Origin of the sequence: Microbacterium sp. LRZ72, assembly GCF_033792225.1 — a bacterium.
Classification (GTDB): Bacteria; Actinomycetota; Actinomycetes; order Actinomycetales; family Microbacteriaceae; genus Microbacterium.
The window spans coordinates 145,604-164,288 of sequence record NZ_JANGEX010000006.1 but is presented as its reverse complement, the minus strand read 5'-3'; the positions used below and the strand labels follow the sequence as shown (position 1 = coordinate 164,288).

16 protein-coding genes and 1 tRNA gene are annotated in these 18,685 nt (G+C 71.1%); 6 read left to right on the top strand and 11 right to left on the bottom strand.

Annotated features, from left to right (window positions below; all coding sequences use genetic code 11):
• Positions 1-46 precede the first annotated feature (46 nt).
• Positions 47-1,159 carry a class I SAM-dependent methyltransferase gene (locus tag M4I32_RS08905; RefSeq protein WP_319034120.1) on the top strand — a complete coding sequence of 371 codons (1,113 nt, stop codon included), beginning with the start codon at positions 47-49 and terminating at the stop codon, positions 1,157-1,159.
• Positions 1,160-1,171: 12 nt separating this feature from the next.
• Here M4I32_RS08905 and M4I32_RS08900 read toward each other — a convergent pair whose 3' ends face one another.
• The 9 genes from M4I32_RS08900 to M4I32_RS08860 form a co-directional block, all read right to left on the bottom strand.
• Complete coding sequence (locus M4I32_RS08900; RefSeq protein WP_413466804.1) at positions 1,172-2,725, bottom strand: alpha/beta hydrolase; 1,554 nt, start codon at positions 2,723-2,725, stop codon at positions 1,172-1,174.
• Entirely contained in the window at positions 2,722-3,894 is a 1,173-nt protein-coding gene (locus M4I32_RS08895; RefSeq protein ID WP_319034150.1) for a DNA polymerase III subunit delta', read from the bottom strand. Before M4I32_RS08895 ends, M4I32_RS08900 begins: the two co-directional genes overlap by 4 nt.
• Positions 3,895-3,966: 72 nt before the next feature.
• Positions 3,967-4,608, bottom strand: a complete 642-nt coding sequence (tmk, locus tag M4I32_RS08890) for a dTMP kinase (protein ID WP_319034118.1) — start codon at positions 4,606-4,608, stop codon at positions 3,967-3,969.
• A complete protein-coding gene (gene topA / locus M4I32_RS08885; protein ID WP_413466806.1) occupies positions 4,605-7,283 on the bottom strand; it encodes a type I DNA topoisomerase in 2,679 nt (892 codons plus the stop codon). Before topA ends, tmk begins: the two co-directional genes overlap by 4 nt.
• Positions 7,284-7,367: 84 nt before the next feature.
• Positions 7,368-7,694, bottom strand: a complete 327-nt coding sequence (locus M4I32_RS08880) for an Rv3654c family TadE-like protein (protein ID WP_319034116.1) — start codon at positions 7,692-7,694, stop codon at positions 7,368-7,370.
• The gene (locus M4I32_RS08875) at positions 7,694-8,002 is read right to left on the bottom strand and encodes a TadE family type IV pilus minor pilin (RefSeq protein WP_319034115.1); all 309 of its coding nucleotides are present in this window, start codon (positions 8,000-8,002) and stop codon (positions 7,694-7,696) included. Before M4I32_RS08875 ends, M4I32_RS08880 begins: the two co-directional genes overlap by 1 nt.
• Before the next feature lie 47 nt (positions 8,003-8,049).
• On the bottom strand, positions 8,050-8,256 hold the full coding sequence (locus M4I32_RS08870) for a DUF4244 domain-containing protein (RefSeq protein ID WP_319034114.1): 207 nt from the start codon (positions 8,254-8,256) through the stop codon (positions 8,050-8,052).
• Positions 8,257-8,313: 57 nt separating this feature from the next.
• Positions 8,314-9,243, bottom strand: coding sequence for a type II secretion system F family protein (locus M4I32_RS08865; protein WP_319034113.1), 930 nt, complete (start codon positions 9,241-9,243; stop codon positions 8,314-8,316).
• Entirely contained in the window at positions 9,231-10,490 is a 1,260-nt protein-coding gene (locus tag M4I32_RS08860; RefSeq protein WP_319034112.1) for a CpaF family protein, read from the bottom strand. The genes M4I32_RS08865 and M4I32_RS08860 overlap by 13 nt, the downstream gene beginning before the upstream one ends.
• Before the next feature lie 543 nt (positions 10,491-11,033).
• Here M4I32_RS08860 and acs point away from each other — a divergent pair.
• Complete coding sequence (gene acs, locus M4I32_RS08855) at positions 11,034-13,001, top strand: acetate--CoA ligase (RefSeq protein WP_319034111.1); 1,968 nt, start codon at positions 11,034-11,036, stop codon at positions 12,999-13,001.
• Positions 13,002-13,024: 23 nt separating this feature from the next.
• Here the strand turns inward: acs and M4I32_RS08850 are convergent, their stop codons facing one another.
• Positions 13,025-13,492 (bottom strand): RidA family protein, encoded by a 468-nt coding sequence (locus tag M4I32_RS08850; RefSeq protein ID WP_319034110.1) that lies wholly within the window; start codon positions 13,490-13,492, stop codon positions 13,025-13,027.
• Between the two features lie 2 nt (positions 13,493-13,494).
• A complete protein-coding gene (locus tag M4I32_RS08845) occupies positions 13,495-13,716 on the bottom strand; it encodes a DUF4177 domain-containing protein (protein WP_319034109.1) in 222 nt (73 codons plus the stop codon).
• Positions 13,717-13,815: 99 nt separating this feature from the next.
• Between M4I32_RS08845 and M4I32_RS08840 the strand changes: the two genes are divergently transcribed.
• The 4 genes from M4I32_RS08840 (at position 13,816) to add (ending at position 18,644) form a co-directional block, all read left to right on the top strand.
• Complete coding sequence (locus tag M4I32_RS08840) at positions 13,816-16,392, top strand: transglycosylase domain-containing protein (protein ID WP_319034108.1); 2,577 nt, start codon at positions 13,816-13,818, stop codon at positions 16,390-16,392.
• Positions 16,389-17,327: a metallophosphoesterase gene (locus M4I32_RS08835; protein ID WP_319034107.1), complete on the top strand. Its 939-nt coding sequence runs from the start codon at positions 16,389-16,391 to the stop codon at positions 17,325-17,327. Before M4I32_RS08840 ends, M4I32_RS08835 begins: the two co-directional genes overlap by 4 nt.
• A 48-nt stretch (positions 17,328-17,375) precedes the next feature.
• A tRNA-Pro gene (locus M4I32_RS08830) sits at positions 17,376-17,452 on the top strand.
• A gap of 127 nt (positions 17,453-17,579) precedes the next feature.
• Positions 17,580-18,644 carry an adenosine deaminase gene (gene add / locus M4I32_RS08825; protein ID WP_319034106.1) on the top strand — a complete coding sequence of 355 codons (1,065 nt, stop codon included), beginning with the start codon at positions 17,580-17,582 and terminating at the stop codon, positions 18,642-18,644.
• Positions 18,645-18,685 lie beyond the last annotated feature (41 nt).

Sequence of the window (18,685 nt, the reverse complement as noted above, 5' to 3'; positions counted from 1 at the left end):
CATGAGCCCACGGATCTCCGTGGCAGACGAGTCGAAGGAGCACATCATGACCACTGCGACACCCGCAGCGATCCCGCACCCGGCGCCGGCGGCCGACATGACGGCGGAAGAGACCGCCGAGCGCATCCTCGCCGCGTCCCGCGGCTGGGCCGAGACCATGGCGATCCACCTCGGCGATCGCCTCGGGTGGTATCGCGAACTCGCCGTGGGGGGACCGCTCAGTGCCACCGAGCTCGCGGAACGCACGGCGACCTCACCGCGCTATGCCCGGGAGTGGCTCGAGCACCAGGTCGCCTGCGGCATGCTCGCTCTCGCCGCTGACGAGCGACAGAGCGCACGCCGATTCGGGATCTCCTCCGGCGCCGCCGAGGCGCTCACCGACGAGCGCAGCCTCAACTACGCCGCCCCGCTCGCGCGCATGTTCGCGGCATCGGCCGCCCAGATCGGCGCGCTGCTCGAGGCCTACCGCACCGGGGCGGGGATCAGCTGGGCGCAGTTCGGCGACGACGCGCGAGAGTCGCAGGCCGCCATGAACCGTCCGTGGTTCGACCAGCTGCCCGAGGCGTTCGAGGCGGTGCCCCGCCTAAACGCCCGGCTCTGTCGGCCCGGCGCCCGGGTCGCCGACGTCGGCTGCGGGTTCGGCTGGTCCTCGATCGCGCTCGCCCGCACCTATCCGCACCTGCAGGTGACCGGATTCGACATCGACATCCCCTCGCTCGAGGCGGCGACGCGCCGCGCACACGAGGCGGGCGTGGCCGACCGGGTGAACTTTCGAGCCGCCGACGCGCGCGCGATCGCTGCATCCGGCCCCTACGACGCGGTCTTCGCCTTCGAATGCATCCATGACATGTCCGACCCCGTTGACGTGCTCGCGGCGATGCGCACCGCCGTGGCCGCCGACGGCGCCGTCGTGATCATGGAGGAGGCGGTGGGCGACGAGCTGCAGGGCCCGGCCGACGACCTCGAGCAGCTCATGTACGCCTTCAGCCTGTTCGTATGCCTTCCCGACGGGCTCTCGCACAGCCCGAGCGCAGCCACCGGAACGGTCATCCGCCCGCGCATCCTGCGCGACTATGCCCAGGCGGCGGGCTTCGCCGACATCGAGACGCTGCCCATCCAGGACTTCGGCTTCTGGCGGTTCTACGAACTCACCCGCTGAGCGGGCGCCGACTCAGCCGCACGCGCCGTCTTCGGGAACCACGCCGTCGACGAGATACTGCTCGACCGCGTCGTCCACGCACGCGTTGCCCTTGTTGTAGCCCGTGTGTCCCTCGCCGTCGTTGGTGACGAGCACCCCCGACGCGAGCTGGTCGGCGAGCGCGACCGACCACTCGTAGGGCGTCGCGGGATCTCCCGTCGTGCCGACGACGACGATGGGCGCGGCTCCCTCGGCGATGATCTCGCCGCGGGTTCCGGTCGGCTCGAACGGCCAGGCGTCGCACGGGTCGGGGCCGGACCAGTACGGCGCGATCGTCGGGGCCTCGGCCTCGATCCGCGCTTCGGCGGCCTCCTCTTCCTCGGCGGTGTCGGTCGGGTAGTCCATGCAGTTGTAGGCGCGGAACGCCTCGGTCGAGTTGTCGAGATACTCCCCGGCCTCGCGGGCGTTGTAGAAGTCGGCGAGCCGGAAGGCGAGCTCGGGGTCGCCCTGCAGCGCGTCGGCGAGCGCCTGCCGGAGGATCGGCCAGTTGCCCTGCGAGTAGAGCGCCGCGATGACGGCCGTCATCAGCGAGTCTGCGCCCAGCATCCGCCCGTCTGCCGCCGGAAGCGGGGAACGGTCCACGCTCGCGAGCAGCGCACCGAGGTCCGACATCGACTGGTCCACCGAGCCGCGGAACGGGCACTCGGCCGCCTGCAGACAGTCCGCCATGAACGCACGGAGCGCGCTCTCGAAGCCGATCGCCTGCGTCGTGCCGACCTCGAGACCCGAGATCGACGGATCGATGGCCCCGTCGAGCACCATGCGGCCGACGTTCTCGGGGAACAGCTCGGCGTAGGTGGCTCCGAGGAAGGTGCCGTAGGAGTAGCCGAGATAGTTCAGCGTGTCGTCGCCGAGCACCGCCCGGAGCAGGTCCATGTCGCGGGCGGAGTTCTCAGTCGTGATGAACTCGAGGATGCCGTCGCTGTTCGCCTCGCACGCCTGCGCGAACTCCTCGTTGCGCTCGCCGAGCTCGTCCTCCCATTCCTCGGAATCGCGCGGGGCATCGGGGATGTCGTACAGATAGGCGTCCATCGCCTCCGCGTCGAGGCAGGTCACGGCCGTGGACTCCCCGACTCCCCGGGGATCGAAGCCGATCACGTCGTAGGCCTGCTGCAGCGGCTCGCCGACCGCGAAATCGAGGCTGTCCTGCACAAGGCCCACCCCGCTGGCGCCCGGTCCGCCGGGGTTGGTCAGCAGCGAGCCGACGGGGTCTGTTCCGGATGCCGGGGCCCGCACAACGGCGAGTTCGATCGCGCGCTCCTCGGGGTTCTGCCAGTCGAGCGGTGCGAGCACCGTGGTGCATTCGAACCCGGTACCGCACTCCGTCCACTCCAGCGACTGACTGTAGAACGCCTCGGCGTCGCCCGGTGCCTCGGTGGTGCCCGCAGCGCCCGGATCGGCGGGGCCCGCGTCGGGGATCGCGAGGTAGAGGCACCCCGTCAGGGCGAGCGCGGCGGCGACGACAGCGGCCGTCACTGCTGTAAGCCGGCGAGCCGCGGCGGACCGGCGCAGCGGACGATCGATCAAGGAACCCTCCCGGTGGCGACCGTCACCAGCATGCTCTCGACAGCGAGCAGCGGAGCGGCGTTCTGCTCAAGACTACGGCGTGTGTGCTGGATGCGATCGAGCACGGCGAGCGTGCGGCGCGGCTCCCAGGAGGTTGCCAGCGCGCGCATATCGGGCGCGAGCTCGACGTTGACCAGCCCCTCCTCCCGACCGAACTGCAGCATGATCACGTCACGGTAGACCGACTGCAGGTCGGTGAGCACACGGTCGATCCCGTCACGGAGGCTGCGCGTGGCCCGGCGCTTCTGGTCGTCCTCCAGGGCGGAGAGCTGGCCGCGCACGGCCGGCGGCACGGCCTGCCCCTCCGCCACGCCGATGGTGCGCAGCATCTGCGCGCGCTCCTGCGCGTCGCGTTCGGCCGTCAGCGCCTTCGCGTCATCCGTCGCGAGCTCGACGATGCGGCCCGCGACCCGCACGGCGTCCCCGACCCCGCGCACCGCGAGCACGCCCCGCAGCGTCTCGTCGCGGCGCTCGCGGGCGGCGTCGTCGGTGGCCAGCCGCTGCGCCATGCCGATGTGCCGCTGCGCGTGGCGTGCCGCCTGCTCGGCGATCTGCGCCGACGCGCCGGTTCGCGACGAGACGAGCGCGGCGACATCCGCCACCTCCGGCTCGCGCAGCCGCAGCGTGCGCACCCGCGAGCGGATGGTCGGGAGCAGGTCCGCGTCGCTCGGGGCGCACAGCACCCAGACGGTGCGCTCGGGCGGCTCCTCGAGCGACTTCAGCAGCACATTCGAGGTGCGCTCGGTCATGCGATCGGCGTCTTCGACGACGATCACCCGGTACCGGCCGAGCGAGGGCGAGAACGCCGCGCGCTCGACCAGCCGACGAGCCTCGTCGATGGTGATGATCACGCGCTCGGTGCGCAGCGCCGTCAGGTCGGGGTGGCTGCCGGCGAGCACCTGCCGCATCGCGGCGTGGTCGGTCGGCTCCGCGATGAGCGCGGCGGCGAAGGCGTGCGCGAGGGTTGACCGGCCCGAACCCGGCGGGCCGGTGATGAGCCAGGCATGCGTCATCCCGCCGGCATCCGCGGTCGCCGCCTGCAGCGTGCGCACGGCGGCGTCCTGGCCCCACACCGCGCCCCACGGCAGGTGCTCGGTCGCCCGCTGCCCGCTCGCGATCTCGTCCGTCACGCTCACCCGTTCAGCCTAGCCGCGCCCCCGGACACGCCCGTTCTGCGTCGCCTGCTCCGCGGGCGGGAGCACTCACAGGAGCGGGCGGATGCGGTCGCGGATGGCGGCCGCCAGCTCCTCCGGTGCGCGCGCGGCGTCGAGCACCAGAAAGCGGGCCGGCTCGGCGTCGGCGAGGGCGAGGAACGCCTGTCGCACGCGCAGGTGGAACTCCTCACGCTCGGACTCGAGCCGATCGAACGGCTTGTCGTCGGCGTCGAGGCGTGCGCGGGCCGAGGCGGGGTCGAGGTCGAGGAGGACCGTCGTATCGGGCAGCGCATCGCCGGTGGCCCACAGCGAAAGCCGGCGCACTTCGTCGGCGTCGAGCACGCGCCCCGCGCCCTGATATGCCACGGAGGAGTCGAGGTAGCGGTCCTGCACCACCACCTCGCCCCGGTCGAGGGCGGGCCGCACGAGCGTCTCGACGTGCTGCGCCCGGTCGGCCGCATACAGCAGCGCCTCGGCCCGGGCGGCGACGTCGCCACGGTGGTGCAGCACGATGTCGCGGATCAGCGCACCGACCTCGGTGCCGCCGGGTTCGCGGGTGCGGACGACCCTTCGCCCCTCGGCCTCGAGCCAGCGGTGCAGCAGCTCGGCCTGGGTCGTCTTTCCCGCCCCGTCGCCACCCTCGAGCGTGATCCACAGGCCCCGGGATGCCGGGGCCGCGGCATCCGTCATGACTTCTTGGAGGGCGACTTGCGGGTCGTCGCGCGGCGGGTGGTCTTCTTGGGCGCGGGTCCCTTCGCCCGCTTGTCGGCGAGCAGCTGCAGCGCGCGCTCGAAGTCGATGTCGTCGACGTTCTCGCCGCGCGGGATCGTCGCGTTCGTCTCACCGTCGGTGACGTACGGCCCGAAGCGCCCGTCGCGCACACGCACGGGCTTGCCGCTGACGGGGTCGGCGTCGAACTCCTTGAGGGCGCTGGCCGCTCGCCGGGCGCCGTACTTGGGCTGCGCGTACAGCGCGAGCGCTCCCTCGAGGTCGATGTCGAAGATCTGCTGCTCCGCCTCGAGCGAGCGCGAGTCCGTCCCCTTCTTGAGGTAGGGGCCGTACCTGCCGTTCTGCGCGGTGATGGTCTCGCCCGATTCGGGGTCGGTGCCGACGACTCGCGGCAGCGACAGCAGCCGCAGCGCCGTCTCGAGGTCGATGGTGTCGACCGACATGCTCTTGAACAGCGACGCGGTGCGCGGCTTGGGGGCTGCGGCCTTCTTGGCACCCCGCTTCGTCGCCGGCGCGGCTTTCGCCGACTCGCGCACGACGCCCGTGTCGGGGTCGACGTCGGCGGGGTCCTCTGGTTCGTTCTCCTGCACGTACGGCCCGTAGCGCCCGTCCTTGACGACGACCAGCTTGCCGTTCTCGGGGTTCTCGCCGAGCACGCGATCACCGGCCACGGGCGCGTCGATGAGCTCCTGCGCCTTCGCGGGCGTGAGCTCGTCCGGCGCGAGGTCCTCGGGGATGTTCACGCGTCGGGGGTCGGCATCCGGGCTCTCGGCGTCGACGATCTCGAGATAGGGACCGTACTTGCCGATGCGCAGGGTGACCCCTTCGGACACGGGCCGTGAGTTCAGCTCCCGCGCGTCGATCTCGCCCAGGTTGTCGACGATGTTGCGCAGCCCGACGTGGGCGTCGTCGCCGAAGTAGAAGGAGCGCAGCCATTCGACCCGCTTCTGCTCGCCGCGGGCGATCGCGTCGAGGTCGTCCTCGAGCGCCGCCGTGAAGTCGTAGTCGACGAGGTCGGGGAAGTTCTCCTCGAGCAGCCGCACCACGCTGAACGCGATCCAGCTGGGCACGAGCGCCTGGCCGCGCTTGGTGACGTACCCGCGCGAGATGATCGTGTCGATGATGCTCGCGAAAGTGGAGGGGCGGCCGATGCCCTTCTCCTCGAGCGCCTTGACGAGCGACGCCTCGGTGTAGCGCGGCTTGGGCGTGGTCTGGTGGCTCTTGGCCTCGATGTCCGCCACCCCGAGCGTGTCGCCCTCGGCCACCGCGGGCAGCGACTGGTCGTCGCCCTTGTCGGCGTCGCCGCGGGCCTCGTCCCGGCCCTCCTCGTAGGCCTCGAGGAAGCCCTTGAAGGTGTAGACCGTGCCGGATGCCGTGAACTCGGCCGTGCGGCCGGCGGCGTCGATCGCGAGCGTGACGGTCGTCGTCTCGTACTTCGCGTCGGCCATCTGGCTGGCGACGGTGCGCTTCCAGATGAGGTCGTAGAGGCGCTGCTCGTCTCTGTCGAGCGCGGAGGAGACCTGCGCGGGCGTGCGGAACGACTCCCCCGAGGGGCGGATCGCCTCGTGCGCCTCCTGCGCGTTCTTGCTCTTGCTCTTGTAGACGCGCGGCTGGGCGGGCACCGCGGTCTTGCCGTAAAGTTCGACGGCCTGCGCACGCGCGGCCTCTACAGCCTGCGTGCTGAGCGCCGTCGAGTCGGTGCGCATGTAGGTGATGAAGCCCTTCTCGTACAGGCGCTGCGCCACGCTCATGGCGTGCTTCGCGCTCATCGAGAGCTTGCGGCCCGCCTCCTGCTGCATCGTCGACGTCGTGAAGGGCGCGTACGGGCTGCGGGTGCCCGGCTTGGCCTCGACCTTCGTCACGCTCCCCGAGCCGGCGGCCTCTACGGCGGCCGCGAGCTCCCGCGCGACCGTCTCGTCGAGCACGGTGACCTTGCGCTTGAGCGATCCCGTCTCGTCGAAGTCGGCGCCGCGCGCGATCGGCGTGCCGTCCAGCCGCGCCAGCTTGACCCGGAAGGATGCGCCCTCCTTCTGCGCGTGCGCCTCGATGTCCCAGTACGACGCGGAGACGAAGGCGATGCGCTCGCGTTCCCGGTCGACGACGAGCCGCGTCGCGGCCGATTGCACGCGCCCGGCTGACAGCGCGGCGCCGCCGCGGCCCGAGCCCACCTTGCGCCACAGGACGGGCGAGACGTCCCAACCGTAGAGGCGATCGAGAATGCGCCGCGTCTCCTGGGCATCGACCAGGTCGTGGTCGAGCTCGCGGGTGCGCTCGACGGCCGCCCGGATCGCGTCCTTCGTGATCTCGTGGAACACCATGCGCTTGACGGGGACCTTCGGCTTGAGCGCTTCGAGCAGGTGCCAGGCGATCGCCTCGCCCTCGCGGTCTTCATCGGTGGCGAGCAGCAGTTCGTCGGCCTGCTTGAGCGCGCGCTTGAGCTCGGTGACGGTCTTCTTGCCGCGATCCGACTCGACGTAGAAGGGCTCGAAGTCGTTCTCGATGTCGATCGAGTACCGCCCGACGGAGGACTTCTTGAGGTCGGCGGGGATGTCCTTCTTGTCCGCAAGGTCGCGGATGTGCCCCACAGAAGAAAGCACCTCGTAGTCGTCGCCGAGGTAGGACTGGATCGACTTCATCTTCGTCGGTGACTCGACGATGACGAGCTTCTTGCTGCTGGTGGCCAACGGGGTCCTTTCGTCGGTGCACACCATACACACCTCTCACGGGAAGTCGCGCGGCGGCCCGGCCCGGGCGATCCCGTGCGCCGGCAGTCCCGCGTAGCGGACGACGACGCGCACGACGACGTCGAAGCCCTCGGTCGCGCACTCCGTGACGCTCGCCCCGACCGCCGCCGCCACGGCCGCGGCCTGCGCGCAGGGGTCGCCCGGCGACGCACCAGAGAGCGCGTCGGCGGCGGCCACCGCTGCGTTGTCCGCGGCGCCCGCCGCCCGTTGGGAGGCGACCGCGGCGCCCGAGACCACCGTGAGAGCGGCGGCCAGGACCGCGGCGGCGACCCCCGCGTGCAGCACGAGCGTCGTCCCCGCCATCACCGACCGCCCGTCAACGCGCAGCTGCGCCCCTGCACCGGCAGATCGATCACGCCGATGCGGGCGCGGTCGGTGACGGTCACGCACACGAGCTCACCGGGACGATCCACCGCGAGCCCGGCCGTCGGCGAGGTCGCGGCGACCGCGGCGACCGCCACCGCGGTGGAGTCGCCGCGGCCGAGGGCCCGGGCCGCGTCGGCCGCGGCATCCTGCATGCGCACCGCCCGCGCGCCGGCGCCGAGCGCGCCCAGACCGAGCAGGACGACCAGCACGAATGCCGGGAGCGCGACGGCGACTTCCGCCGTCACCGACCCGGCCTCGGCCGACGATCGCCGACGGCCGGGTCGGGCGCGGCTCACGCGACGGTCAGGGCACGTCGCACGAGATCGGTCAGGATGCCGCGCACCTCGTCGCTTCGCATGATCACGACGAGCAGACCGGCGAAGGCGACCGCCGCCATCGTGGCGATCGCGTACTCGGCCGTCGCCGCGCCGCTGTCGTCGGCCAGAAGCCGGCGGCGGGCGGCGCGCTGTGCGCGGGGCGTGAAGGGGTTCTCGGTCATGAGGTGTCCTCTCTCTTCTGGGTGGTGCCTTGTCGTGGTGGCGGATGGTGCGGGATCTCAGCCGAAGGGCAGGTCGGTCGTCGAGAGCACGGCCAGCACCAGCGGCGCCACGCCGAGCACGAGGAACGACGGCAGGGTGCAGACGCCGAGCGGCAGCAACAGACGCGAGCCCAGTCGCGCGGCTCGGGAGCGGCCCTCGATGCGCGCCCCGTGCCGTGCGCGCGTCGACTCCGCGCGCAGCAGCTCGACCGCGGGCACCCCGGCGGCACGCGAGAGATCGAGAACCTCGCGCACAGCCCGCGGCACCGTCTGCGGAGCCTCGCCGCCGACGGTCCGGTGCGACGGCTGCGAAGAGATCGCCGCGCTCACATGCGCGGCCGCACGGTCCAGCGAGACGCCGCCGCCCAACGCGATCGCATAGAGCTCGGCCTCGAGTCCGGGCAGTCCGGGGTCAGGCTGCGCGCGGCGCACGAGCGCGGCCGACCACGCGCGCCCCGCGATCAGCAGCAGCGCGCCGAGCACGATGCACGCCCACCCTCTCGGATCGGTGAGGAGAACACCCGCGGTATCGAACCCGAGAGCCATGCCGAGCACGACGCCGACGGCGGGCAGCCAGCCCATCAGGCGCGCCGTGGAGGCGGGCTCGGCGAGCGCCACCGACACGTCGTCGCGAGCATCGGCCGCATCACGCAGCCCCTCCGCGAAGGCACGCAGGGTGTCGCCCAGCGGTGCGCCGACCGCCGTCGCGACGCGCCACGCCGCGGCCACTTCGCGCCACGGAACCCCGGCCTCGGCGAGGGCAGCGGTCACGGACTCCCCCGCGCCGATGCGCCGCGCCGGTTCCCGCGCGTCGGGGGACGACGCCGCGACGAAGCGCCAGGCCGCCCGCGGCTCGACTCCGGCCTTCAACAGCACGGCCAGGCGGTGCACGACGTCGGCGATCTGCGCGAGGCGCGGTGCCGGCGCAGGGCACCCTATTCGCGCCACGGCTGGCACTCCTCGATCGCGAGGCGCCCAGCATCCAGCCGCAGCCGCCCCGCCCCCGCGAGTCGGCGCGCTCCCTCGACGGTGCGCCCCATGTGGAGCACGAGTCCGATGCCGCCCACAGCCTGCCTCGCAAGGGCCCCGTCGTCGAGGCCGGCGAGCGCGCCGAGCGCCTCGAGCCGGGGCGGGACCTCGGCGAGCCCGCTGGCGTGCACCGTGCCGGCCCCGCCGTCGTGCCCGGTGTTGAATGCCGCGAGCATCTCGCGGATCTCGGCTCCACGACACTCCCCCACGACGAGCCGGTCCGGGCGCATGCGCAGCGCCTCGCGCACGAGCCTTGCGAGGCCGATCTCGCCGACACCCTCGAGATTCGGCTGCCGCGCCTCCAACGCCACGTGATGCTCATGGGCGATCGCGAGCTCGGCGACATCCTCGATCGTGATGATCCTCTCGCCGGACGCCACTTCCGACAGCAGAGCCGCGAGCAGCGTCGTCTTGCCACTGCCGGCCGCACCCGTCACCAGCACGTTCACGCGGGCGGCGATCACCTCGCGCAGCCAGCTCTCCACCGCGGGGTCGCCGCCGAAGGTGCCCTGCGCGGCGATGTCGGACAGACGGGGGCGGGCCACGCGGGGGATACGGATCGACACCGCGGTGCCGGATGCCGAGACAGGCGGCAGGGCGACGTGCACACGGATGCCGGACTCCAGCCGCACGTCGACACACGGACTCGCATCATCGACATGCCGGCCGCCGGCGGCGATGAGCCCCACCGCGAGCTCGCGCACCGCCTCCTCGTCGGCGCGCCAGCGCGGGTCGCGCACCGCGCCCTTTCCGCGGTCGGCCCACAGCCCGCGGGACCCGTTGATGAAGACGTCGGTGACGGCAGGGTCATCCAGATAGAGACCGACCGGCTCGAGGGCGGCGGGCCTCGGCTCCGCGTCGGGCGCGGGCCCCGCCGCGGTTGGGACCGCCCCGTCACGCCCCACGTCTCCGAGCAGCGGCGTCGGCCCCGCGGGATTCGCGGCGGCGTCTGTGCCGTTGCGCAGGAGCGCCGCCCACTCGGCCGGAGTGCCGGCCGCACGTGACCCCGATGCGTCGGCGGGTGCGGCGGGCCGCATCGCAGCGCGCGGCGCGCCGCGCGGGTCGACACCGGGCAGCGCCCAGGGCGCGGGTCCGTCGGTGGGCTCGACAGGCCCCGAACGGTTGTCGTGTTCCTGGCGAGGGCGGACGACGAAGGGCGATGACATGTCGCGAGCGTAGGAGTGCGGCGTCACCCGAGACGTCGGCATGACGTGCAGACGGGGACAACTCGCGGGCCCCCTGGGTGAGGAGACCGAGTGCGCCCGCGTGTCCCCGCACCGCGGGGGCTGCAGTTTTCTGCGCCGGCGCCGGCAATAGATGCAGCCCGCGCAGAAAACTGCAGCCGCGAGCGCGAGCATAAGAGAAGGCGGCACTCCACGGGGGGAATGGAGTGCCGCCACGCGACACCCGGACGATGGGGGGTGAGGGTGCCGCAGATGCCGGATTCGATTGATCGGCCGCAGAAGAGCATATGCGCATTCAGTCCGGGGGCGCGCGAGAATCGACGCGATGACCTGCGGTATATCGGAACCCGCGCCTCCTCCGCCCGTCACGGCGCGTCACGGCGGTCGTCGTCGACGCGGGCGCACCGGTAGATTCGGGCCACGGAGCCGTCCTGCGGGCGACTCCCACCACCGGCCACGACACTCCCCGACGGCCGGGCAGCGGGCCGCACAGGCTGCCGTCGAACGTGAAGGAGCACCCGCGAGATGACCAACCCCATCGATCACCTTCTGCACGAGAACCGCCGGTTCGCCCCGCCGGAGCAGTTCGCCGCGGATGCCGTCGCCACCGCAGATCTGTATGCCCGCGCCGCGGACCCCGAGGTGTTCTGGGCCGAACGGGCACGCGAGACGATCGACTGGCGCACGCCGTTCACCGAGGTGCTCGACTGGTCGAACCCCCCGTTCGCCCGCTGGTTCGCCGACGGCGAGCTCAACGTGGCCTACAACTGCCTCGACCGGCACGTGGACGCGGGCCACGGCGACCGTGTCGCGCTGCTGTGGGAGGGCGAACCGGGCGACGAGCGCCGCATCACGTACGCCGAGCTGACCGACGAGGTCAAGCGGGTCGCGAACGTGCTGATCGGGTTCGGCGTCGAGCCGGGAGACCGCGTCGCCGTCTACCTCCCCATGATCCCCGAGGCCGTCGCCGCGATGCTCGCCGTGGCCCGCGTCGGCGCAGTGCACTCCGTCGTGTTCGGCGGGTTCTCGGCCGACAGCCTGCGCGCCCGGATCGACGACGCCGGCGCCAAAGTCGTCATCACCGCCGACGGCGGCTACCGCAAGGGCAAGGTCTCGCCGCTCAAGCCCGCCGTCGATGCGGCTCTGGCCGACCGAGGCGGCCAGGGGCCACAGGCGAGCGTCGAGCGCGTGCTCGTCGTGCGCCGCGGCGGCAACGACGTCGAGTGGATGCCGGAGCGCGACGTGTGGTGGCACGATGTCGTGCCCGCGGCATCCGGCGACCACGAGGCCCCCGCATTCGAGGCCGAGCATCCCCTCTTCGTGCTCTACACGTCGGGCACGACGGGCAGACCCAAGGGGATCCTGCACACCTCCGGCGGGTACCTGACGCAGTCGGCCTACACGCACCGCGCCGTGTTCGATCTGCATCCCGAGTCGGACGTGTATTGGTGCACCGCCGACGTCGGATGGATCACGGGACACACCTACGTGGTCTACGGCCCGCTCGCGAACGGCGCGACGCAGGTGCTCTACGAGGGCACGCCCGACTCCCCCCACCCGGGCCGATGGTGGGAGATCATCGAGAAGTACGGCGTCACGAGCTTCTACACGGCTCCCACGGCGATCCGCTCGTTCATGAAGATCGGCCGCACCGTGCCGCAGTCCTTCGACCTGTCGAGCCTGCGTGTGCTGGGCTCTGTGGGCGAGCCGATCAACCCCGAGGCCTGGATGTGGTACCGCGAGGTCATCGGCGGCGGCACCGCGCCCATCGTCGACACCTGGTGGCAGACCGAGACCGGCGCCATCATGATCTCGGCCCTCCCGGGCGTGACCGAGACCAAGCCGGGCAGCGCGCAGGTGCCGATGCCCGGCATCTCGGTGGACGTCGTCGACGAACAGGGACAGCACGTCGGCAACGACGCGGGAGGCCTGCTCGTCGCGACCAAGCCATGGCCGAGCATGCTGCGCGGAATCTGGGGCGACCCGGAGCGCTTCGTCGAGACCTACTGGGAGAAGTTCGCCGCACAGGGCTATTACTTCGCCGGAGACGGGGCGCGCCGCGACGAGGACGGCGACATCTGGCTGCTGGGCCGCGTCGACGACGTGATGAACGTCTCGGGGCACCGCCTCTCCACCGCCGAGATCGAGTCCGCGCTCGTCGCGCACGAGGCCACCGCCGAGGCCGCCGTGGTCGGTGCCGCCGACGAGACGACGGGACAGGCCGTCGTGGCGTTCGTGGTGCTCAAGCAGAGCTACCTCGACCGGCACAGTCCCGACGGCCTCGCGAAGGATCTGCGTGTGTGGGTGGGCGATCAGATCGGCCCGATCGCGCGGCCCCGCGACGTGTACATCGTCGGCGAGCTGCCGAAGACCCGGTCGGGCAAGATCATGCGTCGACTGCTGCGGGATGTCGCCGAGGGTCGCGAGGTGGGCGACACCACGACGTTGGCCGATGCGGCCGTCATGAACGTGATCAGCGCGCAGGTGCGCTGAGAGCCCGGCGGGGGCGGATGCCGCTAGGCGAGCGAGAAGACGACCTCGACCTCGACGGGCGAGTCCAGCGGCAGCACCGGCACCCCCACGGCCGAGCGTGCGTGCGTGCCGGCGTCGCCGAACACCTGGCCGAGCAGCTCGCTGGCACCGTTGATCACGCCGGGCTGCCCCGTGAAGTCGGGCACCGACGACACGAAGCCGGTCACCTTCACCACGCCGCCCAGGCGGTCGACGCCCCCCGCCGCGGCGGCTGCGGCCGCGATGGCGTTCAGGGCGCAGCGACGCGCGTAGCCCGCGGCATCCGAAGCCGGGACGAGACCTGCGCCGTCACCGACCTTTCCCGTCGCCGGCAGCGTGCCCTGTTCGAACGGCAGCTGACCGGCGGTGTAGACGAGATCGCCGTGCACCTTCGCCGGCACGTATGCCGCCACCGGCGGCACGACCTCGGGAAGCTCGATGCCGAGCTCGGCCAGGCGCGTCGAGATCGCCACGCTCACTGCCCCTCGAACTGCCGGGACGCCTCGGCTGCGGCGGAGAGGCCGGTGTTGGCCTGGCCGGCGCCGGCATCGGCGGGACGCTTGAAGTAGCCCACCAATCCACCCTCGGGGCCCGTCACGACCTGCACGAGCTCCCAGCCCTGCTTGCCCCAGTTGTTGAGGATCGCCGCCGTGTTGTGGATCATCAGCGGGGCGGTCAGGTACTCCCAGGTGGTCATCGATCTCCTCGGTTGTCTCAGGGCGTGTGTCTCGGGCGCGAGAACGGTGCGGCGAGCCGATTGGGTCATCGCTCAGGTAACTCGCTTACCATCAACCCTATGCCTGGTACGAAAAAGACGGCTACGGGTGTGCTCGCCGGTCTCGCCGGCCTCGTAGGCCTCAGCGCTGTCGCGGGTGTTCTGGTGACCGCAACCGTTACTCCCGCCATCGCCGTCTCGGGCGCCGCCGCGTCGAGCGCGATCACGATGTTCGACAACATGCCGAGCTACCTCGAGATCGAGGACCTGATGCTCCCGACCGAGATCTACGCCACGAACGACGACGGCGACGACGTGCAGCTCGCGCGCTTCTACGATCAGAACAGGCTCCCCGTCGAATACGACGAGATCGCCCCGATCGTCTACGACGCGATCCTCTCGAGCGAGGACCCGCGCTACTACAACCACGGCGGCGTCGATCTGATCGGCACGACCCGCGCGGCGATCTCGAACGTCACCGGGTCGGGTCAGACGCAGGGCGGTTCCTCCATTAGCCAGCAGTACGTCAAGAACGTGCTCGTGCAGCGCTGCGAGTCCGAGGCGGAGGACGACGAGACGCTGCGCGCGTGCTGGGAGGACGCGACGACGGCTTCCGGGATGGAAGGCATCGAGCGCAAGCTGCAGGAGGTGCGCTACGCGATCGCCCTCGAACAGCGCTACTCGAAGAACGACATCCTGCTGGGCTATCTCAACATCGCCAACTTCGGCGGCACGACCTATGGCATCGAGGCGGCGGCCCGGTACTACTTCAACACGTCTGCGTCGGAGCTGAACATCAACCAGTCCGCCACGCTCGCGGGCATGGTGCAGAACCCGAACACCTATCGCATCGACCGTCCCGACAGCGAGGTCAACGGCGAGGAGAACGGCTACGCGCAGACGCTGCAGCGACGCAACTACGTCGTCGAGCGGCTCTACGACGACGGCAAGATCACCGAAGAGCAGTACAACACGGTGCTCGACGCGCCCATCACCCCCGACATCCAGCCCTCGTCGCAGGGCTGCGTCGCGGCCGACGGCGCGGCGTTCTTCTGCGACTACGTGCGCACGATCATCGAGAACGACGAGGCCTTCGGCGCCACGCCCGAGGAGCGCGAAGCGATCCTGAGCCGCGGTGGGCTGAAGGTCTACACGACGCTCGATCTCGACCTGCAGGCCGCTGCGGACGAGGCGATCGCCATCGTGCCCGACACCCACCCGGACCTCGACCTGGGCGCGACGGGCGTGCAGATCGAACCCGACACGGGGCGGGTGCTCTCGATGGTGCAGAACCGCAAGTACTCGCAGGATGCCGACCTGACATCGAGCGACCCGTCGTATACGTCCATCAACTACAACACCCGCAAGGTCAACGGCGGGTCCAACGGGTTCCCCGTGGGCTCCACGTACAAGCTGTTCACCCTGCTGAACTGGCTCGAGCACGGGCACTCGGTCAACGAGATCATCGACGGCCGCCAGCGCAACTTCACCATCCAGCTCGGCTGCGGCTTCGGCACCCAGCGCATCACCCCGGGGCAGATCAACAACTTCCAGGGCGTCGGCGGGTACAACGGCACGCCCATGCGCTTCACGGCGGACTCACTCAACACCGGCTTCCTCGCGATGAGCGAGCAGGTCTCGGTGTGCGATACCAACAAGATCGCCGACCGCATGGGCGTCACGCTCGCCAACGGGTGGTCGACGTACGAGTCCCGTCCCGACGACGGCTACCAGGCGAACGTCGCGTACGACATCCTCGGGTCGAAGAACATCGCCCCGATCGACATGGCGGGTGCGTACGCGACCATCGCGAACGAGGGTGTGTACTGCGAACCTCAGGCGATCGATCGCGTGCTCGGGCCGGACGGCGAAGAGCTGCCGATCCCCGAGAGCAGCTGCGATCGCGTGCTCGACGAAGCCGTTGCGGCGACCGCAGCGTACACCCTCGAAGGCGTCCTCAACGGCGGCTCGGCGGTCACGTCGCGCATCTACGACGGCGTGCCGGCGTTCGGCAAGACCGGAATCCACGAGCAGGAGCAGACGTGGATGGACGGTTCGAGCACCGAAGTCACGACCGTCGTCTGGGTGGGCAATGTCACCGGCCACGGCCGCCTCGACTACAACTACGCCAACGGTCTGTCGCTCTGGCAGATGCGCCACTCCATCTGGCCGGCGATGCAGGGTGCCGCGAACGCCAAGTTCGGCGGCGAGGCATTCCCCTCCCCCGACGACACCCTGACCCGCCAGGTCTACCGCGACCTGCCGAGCGTGATCGGACAGTCGATCGAAGAAGCACGGAGCACCCTCACCGCCGCCGGCTTCAGCGTCAATGTCGGCGGCCCCGTCGACGGCACCCGCGCCGAGGGGACGATCGAGCGGCAGGATCCGGGAGCGGGCCAGGTCCGCGGAGCGGTCACGGTCACGATCTACCCGAGCAACGGCGACGGAGCCACGGTTCCCGACGTGGTCGGCATGAGCCCGGATGCGGCGATCGGCGAGATCCGGGGCGCCGGGTTCGGCGATCCATCGGTCAGTTGTGAAGAGAACGAGGACGCCAGCGAGGACGGCACCGTCGTCGCGATGTCGCCGAGCGGCGGCACCTCGACGAACCGCAACGAATCGGTGTCGATCACGGTCGAACGCACCGACTGCTCGTGACGACGCTCCGCTCGAGCGCGCCCCGCATCCTCGCGACGCTGGGCGCGCTCGGCGCTGCCGCGGCGGTCTGGGGCATCGGCATCGAACGCCACCTCTACACGGTGCGGCGTGAGACGCTGCCGGTGCTCCCCGTCGGTTCGGCGCCCCTGCGCATCCTGCACATCTCCGACATCCACATGGCGCCCTGGCAGCGGCGCAAGCAGCGGTGGGTCGCATCTCTCGCAGCCCTCGAGCCCGACCTCGTCGTCAACACCGGCGACAACCTGGGGCACCCCGCCGGACTGGCGGGGGTGCGCGCCGCACTGGATGGACTGCGCGGCGTGCCCGGCGTGTACGTGCACGGGTCCAACGATCTATTTGCGCCGCAGCCCCGCAATCCCCTGCGATACTTCCTGGGTCCATCGAGCCGCCTTCCGGCGGTGACCAGGATCGACACGGCCGCGATGGACCGCTACCTGACGGACGAGCTGGGGTGGACGTCACTCAACGATGCCGCAGCGCGGGTGGATGTCGGGGGTCGCTCGGTCGACGCATTCGGGGTCAACGACGCCCATCACGGGCTCGATCGGCTCGACCGGGTGCCCGAGCTGACGGCGGCGCTGCGCGCCGGGCCCGGGGCCCCGGAGGCCACGATCGGGGTGACCCACGCCCCGTACCGGCGGGTGCTCGACTCGTTCACCGGAGCGGGCGCGGACGCGCTCTTCGCCGGCCACACGCACGGCGGCCAGGTGCGTGTGCCGGGCGTCGGTGCGCTCGTGGCCAACTGCGACCTGCCACTGCGCCAGACTCGCGGGCTGTCAGAGTGGCAGGCCGCCGGCCGCCGCGTGCCACTGCACGTCAGTGCCGGGCTGGGCCATTCCATCTATGCTCCGGTGCGTTTCGCCTGCCGTCCCGAGACGACTCTGCTCACGCTCGTCGCCCGACCCGCGGACTGAGCCCGTTCGTCGCTCGAGCTGAGTTCGGGTAGACTCGGGGGGTTGCCACGGGGTGTGGCGCAGCTTGGTAGCGCGCGTCGTTCGGGACGACGAGGCCGCAGGTTCAAATCCTGTCACCCCGACCAGCAGGGAGGGTCCGTTTCACGGCGGGCCCTCCCTTCGTCGTCCATGCCCCTCCCCCATCGTCGAAGACGCCGCGCGCACGCCCGGGTTGAAACGTGGGCGAAACGAGGGGGCCATAGGGTTGGCCGCATGCCCGACAGCACGATGACGACCCCCAACTCGATCGACCTCGCCGACTTCGCGGTCGGGCTGCCCAAGGCCGAGCTGCACCTGCACCTCGAGGGCACCCTCGAGCCGGAGCTCAAGTTCGCCCTCGCGGCACGCAACGGCATCCAGCTGCCGGAGAGCACCGTGGACGAGGTGCGCGCGACCTACGACTTCACCGACCTCACCAGCTTCCTCGCCGTCTACTACCCGGCGATGCGCGTGCTCGTGACGCCCGAGGATTTCCACGACCTGGCCTGGGACTACCTGCAGCGCGCCGCCACGCAGGGGGTGGTGCACGCCGAACTCTTCTTCGACCCGCAGGCACACACCAGCCGCGGGGTGCCCTTCGCCGACGTCATCGGCGGCTACCGCCGCGCCATCGTGCGAGCCGAGAAGGAGCTGGGCGTCTCCGCGGAGCTCGTGCTGTGCTTTCTGCGCGACTTCTCCGCCGAGTACGCGATGGCCACCCTCATGGAGGCGCTGCCCTACAAGCAGTGGATCGTCGGGGTGGGGCTCGACTCCGACGAACGCGGCAACCCGCCCGCGAAGTTCACCGACGTGTTCGCCCGCGCCCGCGCGGAGGGGTTCCTGCTCACGATGCACTGCGACATCGATCAGCCGGGCTCGATCGAGCACATCCGCCAGGTGATCGAGGACATCGGCGTCGACCGCATCGACCACGGCACCAACATCCTCGAGGACGACCGCCTGGTCGAGATCGTCCGCGAACGCGGCATCGGCCTGACCTGCTGCCCCGTCTCGAACTCGTTCGTCACGGCCCAGATGAAGGCCGACGAGATCGTCGCGCTGCTGCGCCGCGGCATCCGTGTCACGATCAACTCGGACGACCCCGCGTACTTCGGCGGGTATGTGGCCGACAACTACGTCGCGCTCGCCCGTGAGGCGGGCCTGGATGCCGCCACGCTGGCGCAGCTGGCGGTCAACTCGTTCGAGGCGTCCTGGCTCACACCGGGGCGCGCGGCGGCCTACGTCGAGCGCGTGCGTGGGTACGCGGCGCAACACGGCGTCGATCTGCCCGCCTCGTAGACTGGGCGGGCCGCGCATCGCCCGGCGACACCCGTGAACCC

Coding starts and splice junctions, on each gene's coding strand:
- M4I32_RS08880 (WP_319034116.1), bottom strand. CDS start 7,694: ATGGCGGGGACGACGCTCGTGCTGCACGCGGGGGTCGCCGCCGCGGTC.
- topA (WP_413466806.1), bottom strand. CDS start 7,283: ATGAAGTCGATCCAGTCCTACCTCGGCGACGACTACGAGGTGCTTTCT.
- tmk (WP_319034118.1), bottom strand. CDS start 4,608: ATGACGGATGCCGCGGCCCCGGCATCCCGGGGCCTGTGGATCACGCTC.
- M4I32_RS08840 (WP_319034108.1), top strand. CDS start 13,816: ATGCCTGGTACGAAAAAGACGGCTACGGGTGTGCTCGCCGGTCTCGCC.
- M4I32_RS08860 (WP_319034112.1), bottom strand. CDS start 10,490: ATGTCATCGCCCTTCGTCGTCCGCCCTCGCCAGGAACACGACAACCGT.
- acs (WP_319034111.1), top strand. CDS start 11,034: ATGACCAACCCCATCGATCACCTTCTGCACGAGAACCGCCGGTTCGCC.
- M4I32_RS08845 (WP_319034109.1), bottom strand. CDS start 13,716: ATGACCACCTGGGAGTACCTGACCGCCCCGCTGATGATCCACAACACG.
- M4I32_RS08870 (WP_319034114.1), bottom strand. CDS start 8,256: ATGACCGAGAACCCCTTCACGCCCCGCGCACAGCGCGCCGCCCGCCGC.
- M4I32_RS08905 (WP_319034120.1), top strand. CDS start 47: ATGACCACTGCGACACCCGCAGCGATCCCGCACCCGGCGCCGGCGGCC.
- add (WP_319034106.1), top strand. CDS start 17,580: ATGCCCGACAGCACGATGACGACCCCCAACTCGATCGACCTCGCCGAC.